The following is a 16,728-nucleotide window of genomic DNA, read 5'->3' on the forward strand; positions in this document are numbered from 1 at the left end:
TATAAACTACTGATCTTCAAATTCTTTAAACGGTATTTTTAGTTGAACGGAAACCAGTTTTTTTTCTTCCGTATTGAGATGAGAAAGAGACAGCCCCAACAAACGAACAGGCTTATCAAAAGGGCGAAGTTCCCAAAGCTTTTTCCCGGTATTAAAATATTGTTCTGCCGAAGAAAAATAATCTTCTTTGGTAACGCTTCTCGTAAAAAGAGAGAAATCTTTATACTTAATTTTTAAAGTTAAGGTTCGTCCGAGAATATTGTTTTTTTGTAATCTTGAATGAAGTTCGGTACTTAAATTTTCGAGTCTTTCATTAATTTGCTGTTCATCAAAAAGGTCTTCAAAAAACGTTCTTTCCACCGCTACACTTTTTTGAATCCGATGAGGTTTTACTTCAGAATGATGAATTCCGCGAACGACATTGTAATAATATCCACCGGATTTCCCAAACATTCGTGTTAAATCCTCAATCGATCTTTTCTTTAAATCTTTTCCTTTGAAAATTCCCAGACTAAACATTTTATTAGCCGTCACTTTTCCTACCCCGTAAAATTTTTCGACTGGAAGTTCTTCTAAAAAAGTTTCGATGTTATCAGGATGAATCGTTTTTTGCCCGTTAGGTTTATTAATATCGGAAGCGACTTTGGCTAAAAATTTATTGACAGAAATTCCTGCAGAAGCTGTTAATCCGGTTTCGTTAAATATTTTCTGACGGATTTCTTTTGCAATCTGATTTGCAGATTCTATATCTTTTTTATTTTCAGTAACATCAAGATAGGCTTCGTCAAGAGAAAGAGGTTCTACCAGATCGGTGTATTCATAAAATATTTCCCGGATTTTTCTTGAGATTTCTTTATATCGTGCAAAACGTGGAGGGACAAAAATAAGATGCGGACATTTTTCTTTTGCGGTTTTACTCGGCATTGCAGAACGAACTCCGAATTTTCTGGCTTCATAGCTGGCTGCTGACACGACACCACGATGTCCACCGCCTACAGCAATAGGTTTTCCTCTTAATGCAGGGTTATCATGTTGTTCTACGGAAGCATAAAATGCATCCATATCGACATGAATTATTTTGCGTATCGGAAAAGGAAAATCCATATCACAAAGATATGGATTCCTGTATTTTTTTGTTACGATTTAAAATTTAAGATTTAAAGAGTCTTAATCTCAACCTCAACTTAAATTATTTCAAAAGCTTATCAATTGTAGTCTGGATTTCCGGGTCTTCAGGAGAGATAGCATAATATTTTGCAATCGAAGATTTCTGGTCGATCACCATGTATCTCGGAATCCAGTTGAGGTCAACATAATTATTGAAATCATTTTTCCAGCCGGAAGCAAACCAATAGTTTTCTTTATCTTTCATTTCAAATCTTTCCAGGCTTTTATCGAAGCCTTCTTTGGAACGGTCTAATGAAAGAAATACGAAGTCAATATTTTTATTGCTTTCTTCTAATTCTTTTGCTTTTGGAAGTGCTTTCAGACAATCTCTGCACCATCCGGCCCAAAAATCAATCACGAGTACTTTTCCTTTATGTTGATCTAAAATTTGCTGAATAGTAGTACTTTTTCCGTCTTCATCTTCCAGTTTCTGGTGTAATGCTTCTTTGGAAAAACTGGTTTTAAGAACTTTGGGTATCTGTTGAGAATAGCTCAACCCAAAAATACTTAATGTGAAAATCAATATTAACTTTTTCATTTCTTCAAATTCATTTTATGCAAATCTAAACAATGAAACGCAATTTGAAATCGGTTTCTTATGAATTAGGAAAAATTTATGAATTGAGATTTTCTATAAAGGTTTATTGGTAGTTCTTCACCAGACCTTTTACCAGAGTAATCACATTAGGCATTGCCTTATTCGCAGCATTTAAAACTTCTTCATGAGAGACGGTGAATGCGATATCGGGTCCTCCCAAGTCTGTAATCACGGAAACGCAAAAAACATCCATATTCATATGTTTGGCCACAATAACTTCAGGCACAGTGCTCATTCCAACCATATCGCCGCCAATTGCTTTTATCATTCCGTATTCTGCAGGAGTTTCAAAAGTAGGGCCCTGTAAAGCAACATAGATTCCCTGATGAACTTTGATATTATGATCTTTGGCAGATTGTTCTGCAACAGAGATCATCTTTTTGTTGTAGGGTTCACTCATATCAACGAAACGAGGCCCTAATTCATCAATATTTCTACCACGAAGCGGATGTTCAGGCATCATATTGATGTGGTCTTTTACCATTACAATATCGGCAACACTATAATTAGGATTTACACCGCCACAAGCATTAGAAAGAATTAAGTTTTTGATTCCTAGCAAACGAAAAACTCTGACAGGAAAAGTTACGGCTTCCATAGAATGACCTTCATAATAATGAAAACGGCCACTCATCAGCAATGCTTTTTTACCTTCCAGCATTCCATAGATCAATTTTCCGCTGTGACCGACAACTGTAGTCTGTGGAAAGTTTGGAATATCTTTGTATTCCAGAATATGAATAGCTTGTATTTCATCCTGAAGTTTTCCCAGTCCGGAACCTAAAACGATTGCGAAATCAGGAGTTTCTTGAATGATGTTTTTGATAAACTCTGCGGTTTGCTTAATTTTTTCTAACATAATCTAAGATGATTTGATTGAATTCTTCTTTCTTATCAATGATCACATTAATAGGCCAGTAGTAAACAATATCTCTAAGATAGTCAAAAGTTTTAAGACGTACGTAATCTTTTTCTGTGGTTAAGATTAATTTATATTCACCCAGTTTCTTGTATTCAGCAACAATTTTTTTAATATCATCATCCGTAAAATTGTGATGATCTCTGAATTTTAAATGTTTTACCCTTTGTGAAAATTTTGCTAAATGCTGTAACAACGGTTTTGGATTGGCAATTCCTGTAATTAATAAAATATCATAGTAATTCAGGTTGTTGTCCGGAAGTATTTTCTCTTTTCCGTAGACGTTTTCATCATAGCTAATAGATGAAAAGAAGACTTTCTGGGTACGATCTGGTCTTATTCTCGAGATATAGTATTGCTTGGTTTCTTCAGTCAGTTCATCAGGACATTTGCTGACCATAATGATGTCTGCTCTTCTGGAACCTGCTCTGGATTCTCTTAAATCTCCAGCCGGAAGTAAATGATCTTTAAAATAAGGATCATTAAAGTCGGTCATTAAGATATTGAATCCTGCTTTTATAGCTCTGTGTTGCAGAGCATCATCCAGAACCAAAACATTAAGATCCATGTCAGCAATAACTTTCTTCGCTCCCGGAACTCTTTCTTCAGAAACGGCAATTACAAAACGATTTTTGAAACGTTCAAATAGTTGCATCGCTTCGTCGCCCACTATTTTATAGTTGCTGTCGTAGTTCGTTACTTCGTAGCCTTTGGTCACTCTTCCGTAACCACGCGAAAGAACTCCGGTTCTGTAATGCTTTGATAAAAACTGAGCAAGATACATCACCATAGGAGATTTTCCGCTTCCGCCCACAGAAAGATTCCCGACGCAGATAATCGGAGTTTTGAATTTTGTAGATTTAAAAATCCCTACATCATACATTGTGTTTCGGATACCCGTTACCAAATGATAACCGAGGGAAAAAGGATAAAGGTACCATCTTTTCATACGAATGCAAAAATAGGAATTTCAACATCATTTTGTCTCATATTCACAACGACTTTTCAATAAATATTTTATTAAATTAAAGTATTTTTGTAAAGTTAAACTATTACATTGAGGTATTTTATTGAATTTTCTTACAACGGTAAAAATTATTTCGGCTATCAGATTCAGCCGGATGCAATTTCGGTGCAGGAAGAATTGGAAAAAGCGCTTTCCACGATTTTAAGGGAAGAAATTAAGACAACAGGAGCGGGAAGAACGGATACAGGAGTCCATGCGAAGAAGATTTTTGCTCATTTTGATACGGAAAAAGAATTGGATGATCAGCTTCCTAGAAGATTGAATAGCTTTCTGCCGCCTGATATTTCCATTAAACGAATTTTTCAGGTTAAAGATGATTTTCACGCACGTTTTGATGCAACTTACAGGACGTATGAATATTATATTACATTAGAAAAGAATCCTTTCACTACAGAATCTGCATGGCAGCACTGGAAACGAGGATTGGATATTGATAAAATGAATGAAGCTTGTAAAATTTTATTCGAATATGAAGATTTTACAAGTTTTGCCAAATTAAAAACCGACAATAAAACCAATATCTGCAAAATGTACAGGGCAGAGTGGGAACAAAACGGGAGCGAACTGAAATTCACGGTTTCTGCGAATCGATTTTTACGGAATATGGTACGCGCAATTGTAGGAACCATGGTAGAAATCGGTTCAGGAAAAATAAAACCGGAAGATTTACGAAAAGTAATTGAAGATAAACATCGTAATTCTGCAGGAACTTCCGCACCGGCTCATGGATTGTATCTGGTGGATGTGGGATATGAATTTGATTAATAAACAATGGTGGCTTGATGTTTCAAAGTCACCATTTTTAATTGTATAAAAACTAAAATCATGGACGAAACAGAAAAACTTGCCTTTGCCTTGATGCATTTTGCCGGGCTCTCGGAGGAAGATTTTAAATTATCTGAAGGTTTCTGGCTGCCCAAAGAATATAAAAAAGGTGATTTTTATAATCTTCGGGGAACGGTTTGTACCTATTTCGGATTTATTGTAGATGGCGTTTTCCGTTCCTATACGATTGATGAAAAAACTGGGGAAGAAAAAAATGTTTTTCTGTATTCGGCGAACGGTTTTGTTGTTTCCTTTAAAAGTTTTATCAACCAAATTCCATGTGATTATCATACGCAGGCGTTAACGGATGCTTCTATTATTTACATCCGATATACAGATTTGCTTTCGTTGTATCAGAAATCGCATCAGTGGGAAAAGTTTGGAAGATTAATGGCTCAGGAAGCCTTTAATATTACCATGACGAGAATTGAAGGCTTTTTATTCAAATCCGCTGAAGAGCGATATTTAGACTTAATCAAACAACATCCTGATATTTTCAACAATGTTCCGTTGTACCATATTTCCTCGTATCTAGGAATACAGGGACCGTCTTTAAGCAGAATCCGGAAAAGAATTTTGGGGAAGTAGGACGATTTTAACCGAGGTTAAAATTATCCTCATTTTATTCACGGAACTTTGTCTCATAATTTAAAACCAATAAAAAATAAAAGTTATGAAAACAAAAACTATCGTATTAATTCATGGGTTATTTGTGAACAATACAAGCTGGAAAGAATGGAAAACGTACTTTGAAGCACAAGGTTATACTGTGCACACCCCTGCAAATCCTGGACACGCAGGAAATCCGATTGATTTAAAGAAAAACATTCCGTCTGATTTGAAAGACGTGGGTTTTGATGATGTGGTTGCTCATTTATCAAGATTCATTGATACCCTTCCTGAAAAGCCAATCGTGATTGGGCATTCATTCGGAGGATTAATGGTTCAGAAGCTTATTGATATGGGGAAAGCAGTTGCCGGAGTAAGTATCGACGGAGCTCCTCCAAAAAATGTGATAGCTCCTTTTTCTACTGTAAAAATCGTTTGGCCGGTTGTGAATTTCTTTAAAGGAAATACAGTGTTTATGGGTTCAAAAGAATGGTATCACAAAGCATTTTTCAATAATTATTCTAAAGAAGAAAGTGATAAACTATATGAAACGGTTGCTGCTCCTGAAAGCAGAAAACTAGCCAGAGATCCACTGTTTAAATCTTCTGCAAAGTTAGATCTAAAGAAACCTCACGAACCATTGTTGTTCATCGCCGGAGAAAGAGATCACATTTTTGCAGCCAATTTTTCAAGAAAAATTGCTGGGGCTTATAAAGATAAAAAAAGTGTGGTAGATTTTAAAGAATTTCCGGGAAGAAGCCACTTTATTGCAGGCGAAAAAGGATGGGAAGAAGTAGCAGGATATGTTTTAGATTGGCTGAAAAAGGTCAATTAATATATTCATATCATAAATAACAGCCATCTGAAATTTTCATGAGTATTTAATGAAGTTGTAAAGACTGGGAAATTAGAAAGTCTTATTTTTGCAGAGAATTTTATTTTATTCTTTCTTCAATTCGTACAATGAAAAAACAAGATACCTGGGGAATTATCAAGAGGCTGTTCTTTATCGGGATGAAGTTCCGTTCCTGGTTCATCATTACTCTGATCATCTCCATCTTTTTAGCAATGGTTTCTACTTACAGACCGTATCTTACGATGACAGTGGTGGATAACGATATCACTAAGCTGCAAGATAAAGCGCTGATGATGAAACATATCTACATTTTAGTAGGTTTGGTATTTGCAGAAACTATTTTAAACTTTTTTTTAGTCTTTTATTCTAATTATATTTCTCAGAATGTAATCCGGGACATAAGACAAAGGCTTTATGCTAAACTTATTTATTTCAAAACATCATTTTTTGATAAAACTCCGATCGGTCAGCTAGTAACAAGAGCAGTTGGTGATGTTGAAACCATTGCAACAGTTTATACAGATGGGTTTCTGATGGTTTTTGGTGATATATTGAGAATCGTTTTTGTATTGGTCATGATGTTCAGTACAAACGTTCATCTGAGCTATATTACATTGGGAATTTTACCTTTGATGGTTATCATTACGAGATTTTTCCAGAAAAGACTGAAAAAAGCTTTTGGTGATGAAAGAAACTGGACTGCCAATCAAAATTCGTTTGTTCAGGAAAGGTTAGCCGGAATGCCGATTATTCAGGTGTTCAACAGACAGGAATCTGAGTTTAAAAAATTTGATGAGATCAATATTACCCTGAAGGCAGCATTGTTGAGAACGGTATTTATCTTCTCGTTGTTCTTTCCTGTAGTTGAATTGATTTCTTCACTTTTTATAGGATTTATTCTTTTCTATGGAGGGTATATTACGATCAGTGCAGGAGTTGTGATTGCCTTTATTCAATATATTTCCATGCTGATTCGTCCGTTAAGGCAAATTGCGGATCGATTTAATAATATTCAACGAGGGATTGTGGGAGCAGAAAGAGTGTTGGGCTTAATGGATGAAGACAATGCCATGCCGAATACAGGGAAAGTGGAAAAAGATCATTTTGACGGGAAAATTGAATTCAAAGAGGTTCGTTTTGCGTATGATGAGAAACAGGAAGTTTTAAAAGGCATTGATTTTAAAGTAAATCCGGGAGAAACTGTTGCCATTGTAGGAGCGACCGGAGCGGGGAAATCTACCATTATCAGTTTGATTACAAGATTATATGACATCAATTCAGGGAATATTTTCATTGATGATGTTAACCTTAAAGATTATGAATTATATAACCTGAGAAGCCACATCGGAGTTGTATTGCAGGATGTGTTCCTTTTCCATGGAAGTATTTTTGAAAACCTTGCATTTGGTGATGATAGCATTACATTAGAGAAAATAAAAGCAGGAGCCAAAGAAATTGAAGTCGACCAGTTTATCGAGCAGCTTCCCGGAGGTTATGATTATGTGGTGAGTGAAAGAGGTTCCTCGATTTCTTTGGGACAAAGACAATTATTATCTTTCTTAAGAGCGTATTTATCTGATCCGAAAATTTTGATCCTGGATGAAGCAACATCTTCTATTGACCATGAAAGTGAAAAATTAATTCAGAGAGCGACAGAAAAAATTACTAAGAACAGAACGTCAATTATTATTGCGCACAGACTTTCAACCATTGAAAAAGCGGATAAAATCATAGTAATGGAGCATGGAAAAATTGTGGAAGAAGGAAAACATTTGGAACTCTTGGATAAAAACGGATATTATGCAACGTTGTATAAAGCGCAGCTGAGACATGAAGTGGAATTGGAAGAAGAGGAAAGTTCAAAATAATGTATAATGTAAACATAAAAATAAAGGTTAAAATCAACGTTGATTTTAACCTTTATTTTTTATCTGATGTCGTATTCCTTTTGCAAGATTTTTAAAAAATCTTCTTTTGAAATTCCCTTTTTTGATGTAAACTGAATATTGATTAAACCTTCATCAACATAAAATTTTTCTTTACCGTAAATATAATCGAGTAACCTTTGAAACTGATATTGGTTTCCTTTAAGACTGTAGATCTTATTTTTTGAGATGCTGACTGTAAGAAATATGGGTTCTCTTGTACTGACGAAAACTTTTTGCTCCATTTTTAAATCATAACTTGTAGTTTGATCAACAAATGGAGGAGTGAAAAGAAGAAAAATAGAGGGAACAACAATAGCAAATAACCCATTCCAGATGGCATGATACAAAAAGCTATACGCAATATTAAGCCGTATACGAATGTAGCTTAGCATAAGTCCTCCTGATAATTGTGAAATGATAATTAAAGGAGACAAAGCATAAAACAACGATGAATCGTTCACGTAATTATCTAAATGCACAAATCCGAAAACAATTGAGAAGGCATACACTAAAAACGGAAAAATCTTGTCCCATTTTTCTCTGTTGATAAAACTGGAAAAAAGTTTGTGATACCGTAAAGAATACCTGAAAATCCATTCTTCAAGAAGAGGAGCAAGAAATACGACCAAAAACAAAGCACCAAATAGAGTCAAATTTTTTAAAGTTTCGGTCTCTTTTACGTTGATAAATTTTTCAGCAATATAATTTGCAGGAAACACAAAAAGTAAAGAAAAAATGATCTCAATGATCAACAGATTGAAAATCAGTAATAACTTCTGTCGAGGAGTTATTTTTATCTGAATATCATTAGGTTTTTTGATGAAGCTGATGAGGTCGAGGAAATCGTTTTTTAGTGTTAGAAAATACGTCACGTTTGCGTTTTATCGATAGGTTTTTGTTTAATTGATTTTGTTACAAATTGTATTACTTCTTTTTAAAACTGCAAAAAATAAAATTCTGTACCGTATCAAAAGGCGTGGTATGATCTTCAAGTTTACAATCAATTTTTTCAAAGCTTTCTTTAAATTGTGCTGTTATTGAATCCTCATCATATTGTTTAATGTCTAATCCACTGCATTTTAAAGGGCCATTTTTTGAAAATGTTCCTAGAATCATATATTCTGAAACCGCTTTTTCTGTAATTTCAACATATTTTGAAATCTGTTCGGGCGTTGTTAAAAAATGGAAAGCAGCTCTGTCATGCCAAATATCATAGGTTTCATCAGGTTGGAATTCCGTAATATCGGTGACCACCCATTTTACATTTTCAGCTTTATTTCCAAGTCTTTCTTTGGCTTTTTCTAATGCTTTGGCTGAAATATCAAGAACCGTAATATTTTCATGGCCTTCTTCAAGAAGGAAATCGACAAGATTGCTGTCTCCACCGCCAATATCAATGATTTTGGCTTCCTTTCCCAATCCGAAAGAATTGATAAAATCTAAGGAAGTCTGAGGCTTTTTCTGTGTCCAGCTTACCTGATCCGGATTTTTGGTTTCATATACGTTTTCCCAGTGATTTTTATGGTCAGAAGAATTCATGAATTTTTTAATTGATTGTTAAGTTCTTCAAATTTATTAATTAATCCGTCAAGATGAGCCTGTTGTTTTTTTATTGTTTTGGGTCTTATGTAAAACCAATTGAAACCGATCCATATAAAGACCGCAATATAGGCAACGGCAGCAAAAGTTATTGTCATTCGGGAGGTGTATTCATACATATACAGGCAAATTCCAAGGAATAACATGATGAAGTACAGGTTTAGCATGGTGGTTTGCATGAATTTCTGCTTATTTTTTATTGAATATAAATGTTGCAGATATTCCGTATTAGACTGAGTCGTATCAATTTTATAAAACCCCATGAACAGCCTGTTGTAAGCTGACAGGAAAATGACCATTGCTAAAATAATCAGTACAATTCCAATTTTGCTCGTAGCCAGCTGAGGTTGATAGCGATACCAGATAAAAGCGATTCCTGCACAGGTGGCCATAAGCATGATATTGGTCATAATGAGCTTCCGAAGATTGTCTTTTTTAAAACGTTTTAGTTTACTCAATAGCTCTTCCAGACTGGGTTTGTTGGAAGTTTGCTGCTTCCAGATATTTTTAAAATCTATATTAGAATCCATTTTCTTTAAACTTTTTGGTGAGTTTTTCTTTTATTCTGTGAATTTTTACCCGGATATTAGCTTCCGAAAGCCCAACAATATTGGCAATTTCTGCCTGTTTTACTTCTTCCAGTTCCAGAGAAATAATGATACGGTCTGTCTCCGGAAGCTCTGAAATAAATTGATACAGCATCTGGATCTGAGGTTCCAGTGATTCCTGTTTTTTTTCTTCCAGATTGATAGGTAAATCGGTTTTGGTAAATTTTTTTTCTTTCTCTATCTGTCGAAGGCAATTGTTGGAAGCAATTCTGAAAATCCAGGTTCCGATACCGGATTCATTTCTGAATTTAGGAAGCTGCTGCCATACAATGATGAAGGTTTCCTGTGCCAGATCTTGTGCGAGGTCAGTATTGTTCACATATCCCATACACAAACGGAATATTTTCTGCCAATAGAGTTCATATATCTCTTCAAACACCATTATTTCGTGGATAAGAAATTATTTAACTGATTAAAATACCAATCTTTATCGTCATACATGATGAAGTGTAACCCTTTTGATGCGAATTGCATATCTGCAGTTTTTAAATTTTTATATTGGTTTTCAATAGCCGGTTTTAAATTTACAAAATAGGATTCTAACAAAATAAGAGCAGGACATTGTATTGTTTTGATTTTTTCTCGAAGATCGGTATTGGAAAAATCGCAGTACATGGTTGCGAAAGTTTTTCGGTCAGATTTCATACTCCAGCCAACAACAGTTTCCTGCATAGAAGTATCTGCTAAAAGCCGTGGAATAGCGTTCATCTGCATTTGTCTGAACTGTTCATCAGTCATTGCGGTAAGTGCATTTACAGTCGCAGAGCAGTCGTTGTTTTCATTAGAAGTAAAATTCGGATTTGATAGAGCAGCGAGACAAGGAAGAGTATCTACCACTATAATTTTTCTTGCCAAATCGGGATAATCTGCCGCAATGGCAAGAGCAAGACCGCCTCCCATACTGTGACCGATGATAATGGGTTTTTCAATATTGTTATTTTTTAAATATTCGGCGATGGCTTTTTCCCACTCTTTAAAACTTGCATTGGCATTGGGTTTTATTCCTGCAAATCCTGCCATGGTTAAGGTATAACAAGTGAAGTCTTTTTCAAACTTTGCCGTAGTTTCCTTCCATACATCTCCTGAAGAAGCAAATCCAGGAATAAAAACTAAAGACTGTTTGCCTTTTCCTGTTTTCTTAATTTCAAAAGGATATGTTTTTTCCTGTCCGAAAATATTACAAACAGCTGCAAAAAATAAAATGATAACGAATAAGATTTTGTACTTTTTCATGTTTTCTTAATTTTTAAGGTTTATTTGTCTTTTAGAGACGAACTTTTTAAAAATGTTACACTTATTTTTAAAATTTTTTAAAAATCTTATTTTTTCCTTTGCAAAAGGGGGTAAAAAGGAGGGTGTTTGGAGAATTTTAAATATTTTTTTGAAAAAAAGATTGCGTGTATGGTAATTATATAGCGGTAAATTACTAAATTTATTAAATAATTAATCTTTTTGTTTAATTATTGAGAGTGAAATGTATTTTAAATTAAATTCAAAAAATATAGATGAAGAATATCCAGGATGAATTTCAGGTTTTTAAAGATGAACTGAGAAAATTAAATATCGATGTGCAGAAAGTAGTAAAAGTAGGAAACGGAAGTATGGATTTCCATGAAGTTTTTTATAAGTCACCCAGATACGAAGATGTAAAGAGTGTGTATGTTCAACGACATAATCTAGACCATATTTTAGAAAAGTTTAAACAAGCTTATCATTAAAAATAAACGGTGCGGCTCAGAGAATCTGAGCCGCACCGTTGTTATAGCTATTGAGTAAGATCAATCTTTATCCAATGTAGAAGTTTCTTTAGTATCTTTCATTCCGGCGTACACTACCAATGAAAAGAAGATACAAATAGTAATGTACCAGTAAAAATAATATTCCACATTGGCCTGTTTGAACCAAAGCGCAATATATTCCGCTGTTCCGCCAAAGATAGCAACTGTTAAAGCATAAGGCAATCCAACTCCTAAAGCTCTCACTTCGGAAGGGAAAAGTTCAGCTTTTACCACTGCATTAATAGATGTATAGCCACTTACAATAATCAATGCAGCCATGATTAAGAAAAACGCACCCCACATTGAAGTGGTTGTACTTAAAGCATTCAATAAAGGATAAGTGAAAACAGTTCCTAAAATTCCGAAGCTCAATAATAAAGGTCTTCTTCCTATTTTATCTGATAAAGCTCCGAAAACCGGCTGTAAACAAGCAAAAATAAATAGTGAAATAAAAGAAATTAGGGTGGATTCTTCTTTTGTAAGATGAACGGTATTCACCAAAAACTTCTGCATATAGGTGGTGTAAGTGTAAAATGCCAATGTTCCGCCTAAAGTCAATCCTACAACTGTTAATAAGGCTTTGGGATGTTTTAATAATTCTTTGATGGAACCTTTTTTCTTTTCGCTGAGGTCTTTTTTATTTTCAAAAGCTTCGGTTTCATGGAGGTTTGCCCTTAAATATAAGGCAATCACAGACAATAAAGCTCCGATTACAAAAGGAATTCTCCATCCCCAATCTTCAAGCTGAGCTTCTGTTAATAGTAATTTTTGTAAAATCAGTTGAATTCCCAATGCAATTAATTGTCCTCCAATTAACGTTACATATTGAAAACTTGAATAGAATCCTCTTCGGTCACTGGTCGCCATTTCGCTGAGGTAGGTTGCCGAAACGCCATACTCTCCACCAACACTCAAACCTTGTAATAATCTTGCGACCAGCAATAATATTGGTGCTAAAACACCAATCGTTTTATAAGTGGGAGTCAGGGCAATTAATAAAGAGCCAAAAGACATCAGCAAAACGGAAAGAGTCATCGCTTTTTTTCTCCCGATTCTATCGGCAATACTTCCGAAAAGCCAACCTCCCACAGGGCGCATTAAAAAACCGACAGCAAAAATTCCTGCGGTATTTAAAAGTTGTGCTGTAAGATCCGAATCCGGAAAAAACGAATTTGAAAAATAAATGGCAAATGCAGCATAGGCATACCAATCGTACCATTCTACGAGATTTCCTATGGATCCGCCTACGATCGCTTTGATTCTTTGAGCGGTGGTGATCTGTGATGAATTCATGTGCTGAAGATATTTCTTTTTCGTTTAAATATCAAAACCATTATGATAAGAATCAGAATAAAAATTATAGTTAAAAAGAAAACCGTCCAAAAAAGAACGGTTTCAAAAAATATTCAAATAAAATTTTCTAAAATCTAAATCCTAAAGACAATCCACTTCTAAAGCCAGCCCATGGTCCGTCTACTTTTACTCTGGCTCCGTTGGCGTTGGTTTCTACGGTGTATTTCACATAAGGAATGTCGAGATCTTCTATTTCTTTTTTCAGTTGAGCCTGCATATCGGGTGTCAAAACGACATCGCTGGTCATGGTAAAGTCTCCTTTTCCTGCTCCGTAATGGGCTCCTGCAATCCAGAAATCCAATACTAAATTTTGATTTTTTGTGAGAAAAAACTGTACACCGACCATTAAACCTCCGCTGTTTCCGTTCGTATTTCCAAAACCTTTTATAGGGATTTGAAAGGTATTTCCATTAAGCCTGTAATCATAATAAAAATCGAAAGTGTTAGAAGTTACTTTTGAATAGCGGTAATATGGAGCAAAATAAAATCCTTTACCATATCCATGACCAATATAGAAACGAGGTTCTATGGTGAAATTAAATGCTTTTACTTCAAGATTCTGAAATCTTTTTTCATCGTCATCATTCAAAAAAGAATTGATAAAAGGAACTTTTCCTTCCGGCATTGTTCCAAATCCCATATTGATCGAAAGCCTTTGGTTGAACGCTCTTTCATAAGAAAGATTGATGTTTCTGAAAGCATAAGCTGTAACATTCGTTTTCACGATATTCATCTTCTCTGAAGATACAGCTCCTGATTCTTCCTGTGCTTGTATTCCCGAAAAAATAAAACAAAGAAGGAGAATGAAATATTTTTTCATGATTTTATATTTTAAGATGTTGGTATTAAAACGGAATGCAAAAAACGGGCAAATTTCTAACAGTTATCCGATTTAACCCATTAGATAAGGTTTCAGAAAGTAAATTCGTGAAAAATATTTATTGTTTTATGAATTTTCTACTTTTTAATCAGTTTGGTTGTTTCTGCTGGAGCATCTTTTCCTGAAACTTCAATAAAATAGGCAGCAGGTGGTAAGTCAGAAATCTGTATTTTTCCTGAGTGGATGTCTGCGGTTTTTACCAGTTTTCCATCTAAGCTATATACTTTTGCTGTTGAATACGATTTTGTTTCTCCTTGAAATTGAATGAAATCTTGTGCGGGATTAGGATAGATCTTAAAGTTTTGTTTTTTTACTAAGTTGTCATTTACTGCTAAAAAAACTTCGTTTAGAGCTTGGGCTCCGCTGGTTGTCTGGTTAATGCTCAATATCGGAACGTTGAGTGTTCCATTGGTAGAACTTAGTAAGGGAAATTTGTGAACGCTGTCAAAATAGGTATATGCTGTATTTACAACAGTTCCGATAGGGATAAGATAGTTGACATCTGTAGATTGATATAAGTTGAAATTCTGAACCGATTTTATTCTTAAAACATTGGTGTAGGTTTTCGGACCCACATTCAGAGTTCCTGAAGCATCTGCTGTCGTTACAATGGTTCCTTTAAATAATCCAGAAGCTGCTGTTGAAGTAAAAGTTCCTTTTGCGGTATCAGAGTTGGTATATCCAAAACTTGCAGGATAGGTAATAAATGTTCCGTTATCGGCAGCAAAATTTAAAGTAGCATCCGGAGTAATCACGCCCGTAATTTCAAGCTTGGTCGCTGAGGCTTTATATAAAATAGAATTCCCTGTGTCAATCATTTTTATGGTAGAACCGGGGTATGTAGTAATTTCAGAAGGAGTAGGAGCAATATAAGTTACCTGCGAAGCCGCTCCTTGTGTCAAAGATGCGTTGTTGAAGGTTGTATTGGCTCCTGTTGCAGAATTATCAACCGTTCCGTTGACCACAAAATTATTCACAATATCACCTACAAGAGGGTCGTTAAATGCTTTCGTAATGATAGTTTGCGCTGAACATAAACCAGAAAACGCAAGCATAAAAAGTAGTGTTTTTTTCATGATTAGAAATTTCAATAAATATAATTAAAAACTCGGGTTTGAAAATATATTTTATTTAATCATAATTTGATTTTAATGATAAGTCAAAAAGTAAAGCCGTTCAAAATTATTGAACGGCCTTTTCTGTGCGCTAAATTTTTTTATTTTAATTTTGGCTGATTAACATTGTACGATAATGATAAATATCGTCGATGGTCACCACGGTCATTTCTTTTTTTTCTGCAAAATCTACAATTTCAGGAAGCCTTGCCATGGTTCCATCTTCGTTGGTCAGTTCACAAAGTACAGCATCATCTCCCAGGTTGGCAAGCTGCACTAAATCTACACTTCCTTCTGTATGGCCACGTCTTTCAAAGACACCATTTTTTCTGGCAACTAAAGGGAAAACATGTCCCGGACTTGCAATATGGTCTGCCAAAGCATGTTCTGCAATAGCAGTTTTAATGGTTGTCACACGATCTTTCGCAGAAACTCCGGATTCTACTCCTTCTTTTGCTTCTATGGAAATGGTAAATGCAGTTTGATTTTTAGAATTGTTGGTTTCTACCATCGGACGAAGATTGAGATGCTTGCTTTTCTCTTCAGAAATACATAAACAAACGATTCCACTGCATTCGCGGATCAAAAGTGCCATGTCTTTTTCTGTGATGGTAGAGGCGGGAAAGATGATATCGCCTTCGTTTTCGCGGTTTTCATCATCTACTAAAAGAATTCCTTTGCCTTGTTGTAATGTAAGAAGTGCTTTTTCTACACGTTCTATCGGACTTGCTCCGAATTTTTCTAATAATTTTTCCATGTTATTTTACTTTTAAAAGTTAAAATACACTTCGGTACATGGAAATGAAATACAACACAATGAGTCTATCGAAATAGTCTCACTGATTGTTTCATTTTCTTCTCCCATCCAGACTCTAACTGTCGGTTTTGGAATTTCACCAAATCAGTCCTCTCAAAAAAGAAAGGAGTCGCGGACTGTAACCGCCGGTAGGGAATTGCACCCTGCCCCGAAGAAAACTTATACTAAGTTTTACTGTATGTCTTGTTTAAATTTTTAATTCATTAATTTTTTGTTTAACGCACAGACTGCTAATTTCGGAATTATTATTTATTTTCTCAAGATTTTCTCCATAGATTTTCCTTTTGCCAATTCATCGATCAGTTTATCGAGATAGCGGATGTTTCTCATAAGCTCTTCTTCAATTTCTTCAACACGATATCCACAGATAACGCCTTTTATCAATGAAACATTAGGATTGATTTGAGGAGCTTGTTCAAAAAAGTCTTTGAAATTGGTTTTGTTTTCCAAGATTTCCTGAAAACTTTTTTCGTCATAACCGGTTAACCAAAAAATAATTTCGTGCACTTCTTCTTTGGTGCGGCCTTTCTTTTCTGCTTTTGTGATATAGTGAGGATAAACTCCTGCAAAGGACATTTTATAGACTCTTTCGTTATTTTTCATTGTTAAAAATTTGATGTGGTAAAAATAAAAAAACGCTCTAAAAAAT

General features: G+C 34.9%; 19 protein-coding genes and 1 riboswitch. Of the genes, 5 read left to right on the forward strand and 14 right to left on the reverse strand.

Annotated features, from left to right (window positions below):
• Positions 1-6 precede the first annotated feature (6 nt).
• The 4 genes from dinB to lpxK all read right to left on the reverse strand — a co-directional run bounded on the left by dinB (position 7) and on the right by lpxK (position 3,633).
• Entirely contained in the window at positions 7-1,104 is a 1,098-nt protein-coding gene (dinB, locus tag LV842_RS12620) for a DNA polymerase IV (protein WP_233111808.1), read from the reverse strand.
• An 85-nt stretch (positions 1,105-1,189) separates the two neighbouring features.
• The gene (locus LV842_RS12625) at positions 1,190-1,705 is read right to left on the reverse strand and encodes a TlpA family protein disulfide reductase (RefSeq protein WP_233111809.1); all 516 of its coding nucleotides are present in this window, start codon (positions 1,703-1,705) and stop codon (positions 1,190-1,192) included.
• 103 nt (positions 1,706-1,808) lie between these two features.
• The gene (locus tag LV842_RS12630) at positions 1,809-2,624 is read right to left on the reverse strand and encodes a purine-nucleoside phosphorylase (protein ID WP_233111810.1); all 816 of its coding nucleotides are present in this window, start codon (positions 2,622-2,624) and stop codon (positions 1,809-1,811) included.
• A complete protein-coding gene (gene lpxK, locus LV842_RS12635) occupies positions 2,608-3,633 on the reverse strand; it encodes a tetraacyldisaccharide 4'-kinase (protein ID WP_233111811.1) in 1,026 nt (341 codons plus the stop codon). The genes LV842_RS12630 and lpxK overlap by 17 nt, the downstream gene beginning before the upstream one ends.
• A 108-nt stretch (positions 3,634-3,741) precedes the next feature.
• Here lpxK and truA point away from each other — a divergent pair, with 108 nt between their 5' ends.
• The 4 genes from truA (at position 3,742) to LV842_RS12655 (ending at position 7,869) form a co-directional block, all read left to right on the forward strand.
• Positions 3,742-4,476 carry a tRNA pseudouridine(38-40) synthase TruA gene (gene truA, locus LV842_RS12640; RefSeq protein ID WP_233111812.1) on the forward strand — a complete coding sequence of 245 codons (735 nt, stop codon included), beginning with the start codon at positions 3,742-3,744 and terminating at the stop codon, positions 4,474-4,476.
• A gap of 60 nt (positions 4,477-4,536) precedes the next feature.
• The gene (locus LV842_RS12645) at positions 4,537-5,124 is read left to right on the forward strand and encodes a Crp/Fnr family transcriptional regulator (RefSeq protein ID WP_233111813.1); all 588 of its coding nucleotides are present in this window, start codon (positions 4,537-4,539) and stop codon (positions 5,122-5,124) included.
• A gap of 85 nt (positions 5,125-5,209) precedes the next feature.
• On the forward strand, positions 5,210-5,980 hold the full coding sequence (locus LV842_RS12650) for an alpha/beta hydrolase (RefSeq protein WP_233111814.1): 771 nt from the start codon (positions 5,210-5,212) through the stop codon (positions 5,978-5,980).
• Positions 5,981-6,108: 128 nt separating this feature from the next.
• A complete protein-coding gene (locus LV842_RS12655) occupies positions 6,109-7,869 on the forward strand; it encodes an ABC transporter ATP-binding protein (RefSeq protein ID WP_233111815.1) in 1,761 nt (586 codons plus the stop codon).
• A gap of 59 nt (positions 7,870-7,928) precedes the next feature.
• Here LV842_RS12655 and LV842_RS12660 read toward each other — a convergent pair whose 3' ends face one another.
• From LV842_RS12660 to LV842_RS12680, 5 genes are read right to left on the reverse strand one after another with little or no spacing between them, the layout of a single operon-like run.
• Entirely contained in the window at positions 7,929-8,801 is an 873-nt protein-coding gene (locus tag LV842_RS12660; RefSeq protein WP_233111816.1) for a CPBP family intramembrane glutamic endopeptidase, read from the reverse strand.
• Between the two features lie 52 nt (positions 8,802-8,853).
• Positions 8,854-9,468: a class I SAM-dependent methyltransferase gene (locus LV842_RS12665; protein ID WP_233111817.1), complete on the reverse strand. Its 615-nt coding sequence runs from the start codon at positions 9,466-9,468 to the stop codon at positions 8,854-8,856.
• On the reverse strand, positions 9,465-10,058 hold the full coding sequence (locus tag LV842_RS12670; RefSeq protein WP_233111818.1) for a hypothetical protein: 594 nt from the start codon (positions 10,056-10,058) through the stop codon (positions 9,465-9,467). The genes LV842_RS12665 and LV842_RS12670 overlap by 4 nt, the downstream gene beginning before the upstream one ends.
• Entirely contained in the window at positions 10,048-10,518 is a 471-nt protein-coding gene (locus tag LV842_RS12675) for an RNA polymerase sigma factor (RefSeq protein WP_233111819.1), read from the reverse strand. Before LV842_RS12675 ends, LV842_RS12670 begins: the two co-directional genes overlap by 11 nt.
• Positions 10,518-11,369: an alpha/beta fold hydrolase gene (locus LV842_RS12680; RefSeq protein ID WP_233111820.1), complete on the reverse strand. Its 852-nt coding sequence runs from the start codon at positions 11,367-11,369 to the stop codon at positions 10,518-10,520. Before LV842_RS12680 ends, LV842_RS12675 begins: the two co-directional genes overlap by 1 nt.
• 272 nt (positions 11,370-11,641) lie before the next feature.
• On the opposite strand from LV842_RS12680, the gene LV842_RS12685 reads away from it, so the two are divergent.
• The gene (locus tag LV842_RS12685) at positions 11,642-11,854 is read left to right on the forward strand and encodes a hypothetical protein (protein ID WP_233111821.1); all 213 of its coding nucleotides are present in this window, start codon (positions 11,642-11,644) and stop codon (positions 11,852-11,854) included.
• A 60-nt stretch (positions 11,855-11,914) separates the two neighbouring features.
• Here the strand turns inward: LV842_RS12685 and LV842_RS12690 are convergent, their stop codons facing one another.
• The 5 genes from LV842_RS12690 to LV842_RS12710 form a co-directional block, all read right to left on the reverse strand.
• Positions 11,915-13,207, reverse strand: a complete 1,293-nt coding sequence (locus LV842_RS12690) for an MFS transporter (RefSeq protein WP_233111822.1) — start codon at positions 13,205-13,207, stop codon at positions 11,915-11,917.
• Between the two features lie 127 nt (positions 13,208-13,334).
• Positions 13,335-14,087, reverse strand: coding sequence for a DUF3575 domain-containing protein (locus tag LV842_RS12695; protein WP_233111823.1), 753 nt, complete (start codon positions 14,085-14,087; stop codon positions 13,335-13,337).
• A gap of 137 nt (positions 14,088-14,224) precedes the next feature.
• On the reverse strand, positions 14,225-15,223 hold the full coding sequence (locus LV842_RS12700; RefSeq protein WP_233111824.1) for a T9SS type A sorting domain-containing protein: 999 nt from the start codon (positions 15,221-15,223) through the stop codon (positions 14,225-14,227).
• A gap of 145 nt (positions 15,224-15,368) precedes the next feature.
• Positions 15,369-16,019, reverse strand: coding sequence for a 3,4-dihydroxy-2-butanone-4-phosphate synthase (gene ribB / locus LV842_RS12705; RefSeq protein WP_233111825.1), 651 nt, complete (start codon positions 16,017-16,019; stop codon positions 15,369-15,371).
• 92 nt (positions 16,020-16,111) lie between these two features.
• Positions 16,112-16,239, reverse strand: a riboswitch (FMN riboswitch).
• 89 nt (positions 16,240-16,328) lie between these two features.
• Positions 16,329-16,682, reverse strand: a complete 354-nt coding sequence (locus LV842_RS12710; RefSeq protein ID WP_233111826.1) for a DUF2200 domain-containing protein — start codon at positions 16,680-16,682, stop codon at positions 16,329-16,331.
• Positions 16,683-16,728 lie beyond the last annotated feature (46 nt).

It is taken from the genome of Chryseobacterium gwangjuense, from assembly GCF_021311115.1.
Taxonomy (GTDB): Bacteria; Bacteroidota; Bacteroidia; order Flavobacteriales; family Weeksellaceae; genus Chryseobacterium; species Chryseobacterium gwangjuense.

Coding starts and splice junctions, on each gene's coding strand:
- dinB (WP_233111808.1), bottom strand. CDS start 1,104: ATGGATTTTCCTTTTCCGATACGCAAAATAATTCATGTCGATATGGAT.
- LV842_RS12625 (WP_233111809.1), bottom strand. CDS start 1,705: ATGAAAAAGTTAATATTGATTTTCACATTAAGTATTTTTGGGTTGAGC.
- LV842_RS12630 (WP_233111810.1), bottom strand. CDS start 2,624: ATGTTAGAAAAAATTAAGCAAACCGCAGAGTTTATCAAAAACATCATT.
- lpxK (WP_233111811.1), bottom strand. CDS start 3,633: ATGAAAAGATGGTACCTTTATCCTTTTTCCCTCGGTTATCATTTGGTA.
- LV842_RS12645 (WP_233111813.1), top strand. CDS start 4,537: ATGGACGAAACAGAAAAACTTGCCTTTGCCTTGATGCATTTTGCCGGG.
- LV842_RS12650 (WP_233111814.1), top strand. CDS start 5,210: ATGAAAACAAAAACTATCGTATTAATTCATGGGTTATTTGTGAACAAT.
- LV842_RS12655 (WP_233111815.1), top strand. CDS start 6,109: ATGAAAAAACAAGATACCTGGGGAATTATCAAGAGGCTGTTCTTTATC.
- LV842_RS12665 (WP_233111817.1), bottom strand. CDS start 9,468: ATGAATTCTTCTGACCATAAAAATCACTGGGAAAACGTATATGAAACC.
- LV842_RS12670 (WP_233111818.1), bottom strand. CDS start 10,058: ATGGATTCTAATATAGATTTTAAAAATATCTGGAAGCAGCAAACTTCC.
- LV842_RS12675 (WP_233111819.1), bottom strand. CDS start 10,518: ATGGTGTTTGAAGAGATATATGAACTCTATTGGCAGAAAATATTCCGT.
- LV842_RS12680 (WP_233111820.1), bottom strand. CDS start 11,369: ATGAAAAAGTACAAAATCTTATTCGTTATCATTTTATTTTTTGCAGCT.
- LV842_RS12685 (WP_233111821.1), top strand. CDS start 11,642: ATGAAGAATATCCAGGATGAATTTCAGGTTTTTAAAGATGAACTGAGA.
- LV842_RS12690 (WP_233111822.1), bottom strand. CDS start 13,207: ATGAATTCATCACAGATCACCACCGCTCAAAGAATCAAAGCGATCGTA.
- LV842_RS12695 (WP_233111823.1), bottom strand. CDS start 14,087: ATGAAAAAATATTTCATTCTCCTTCTTTGTTTTATTTTTTCGGGAATA.
- LV842_RS12700 (WP_233111824.1), bottom strand. CDS start 15,223: ATGAAAAAAACACTACTTTTTATGCTTGCGTTTTCTGGTTTATGTTCA.
- ribB (WP_233111825.1), bottom strand. CDS start 16,019: ATGGAAAAATTATTAGAAAAATTCGGAGCAAGTCCGATAGAACGTGTA.
- LV842_RS12710 (WP_233111826.1), bottom strand. CDS start 16,682: ATGAAAAATAACGAAAGAGTCTATAAAATGTCCTTTGCAGGAGTTTAT.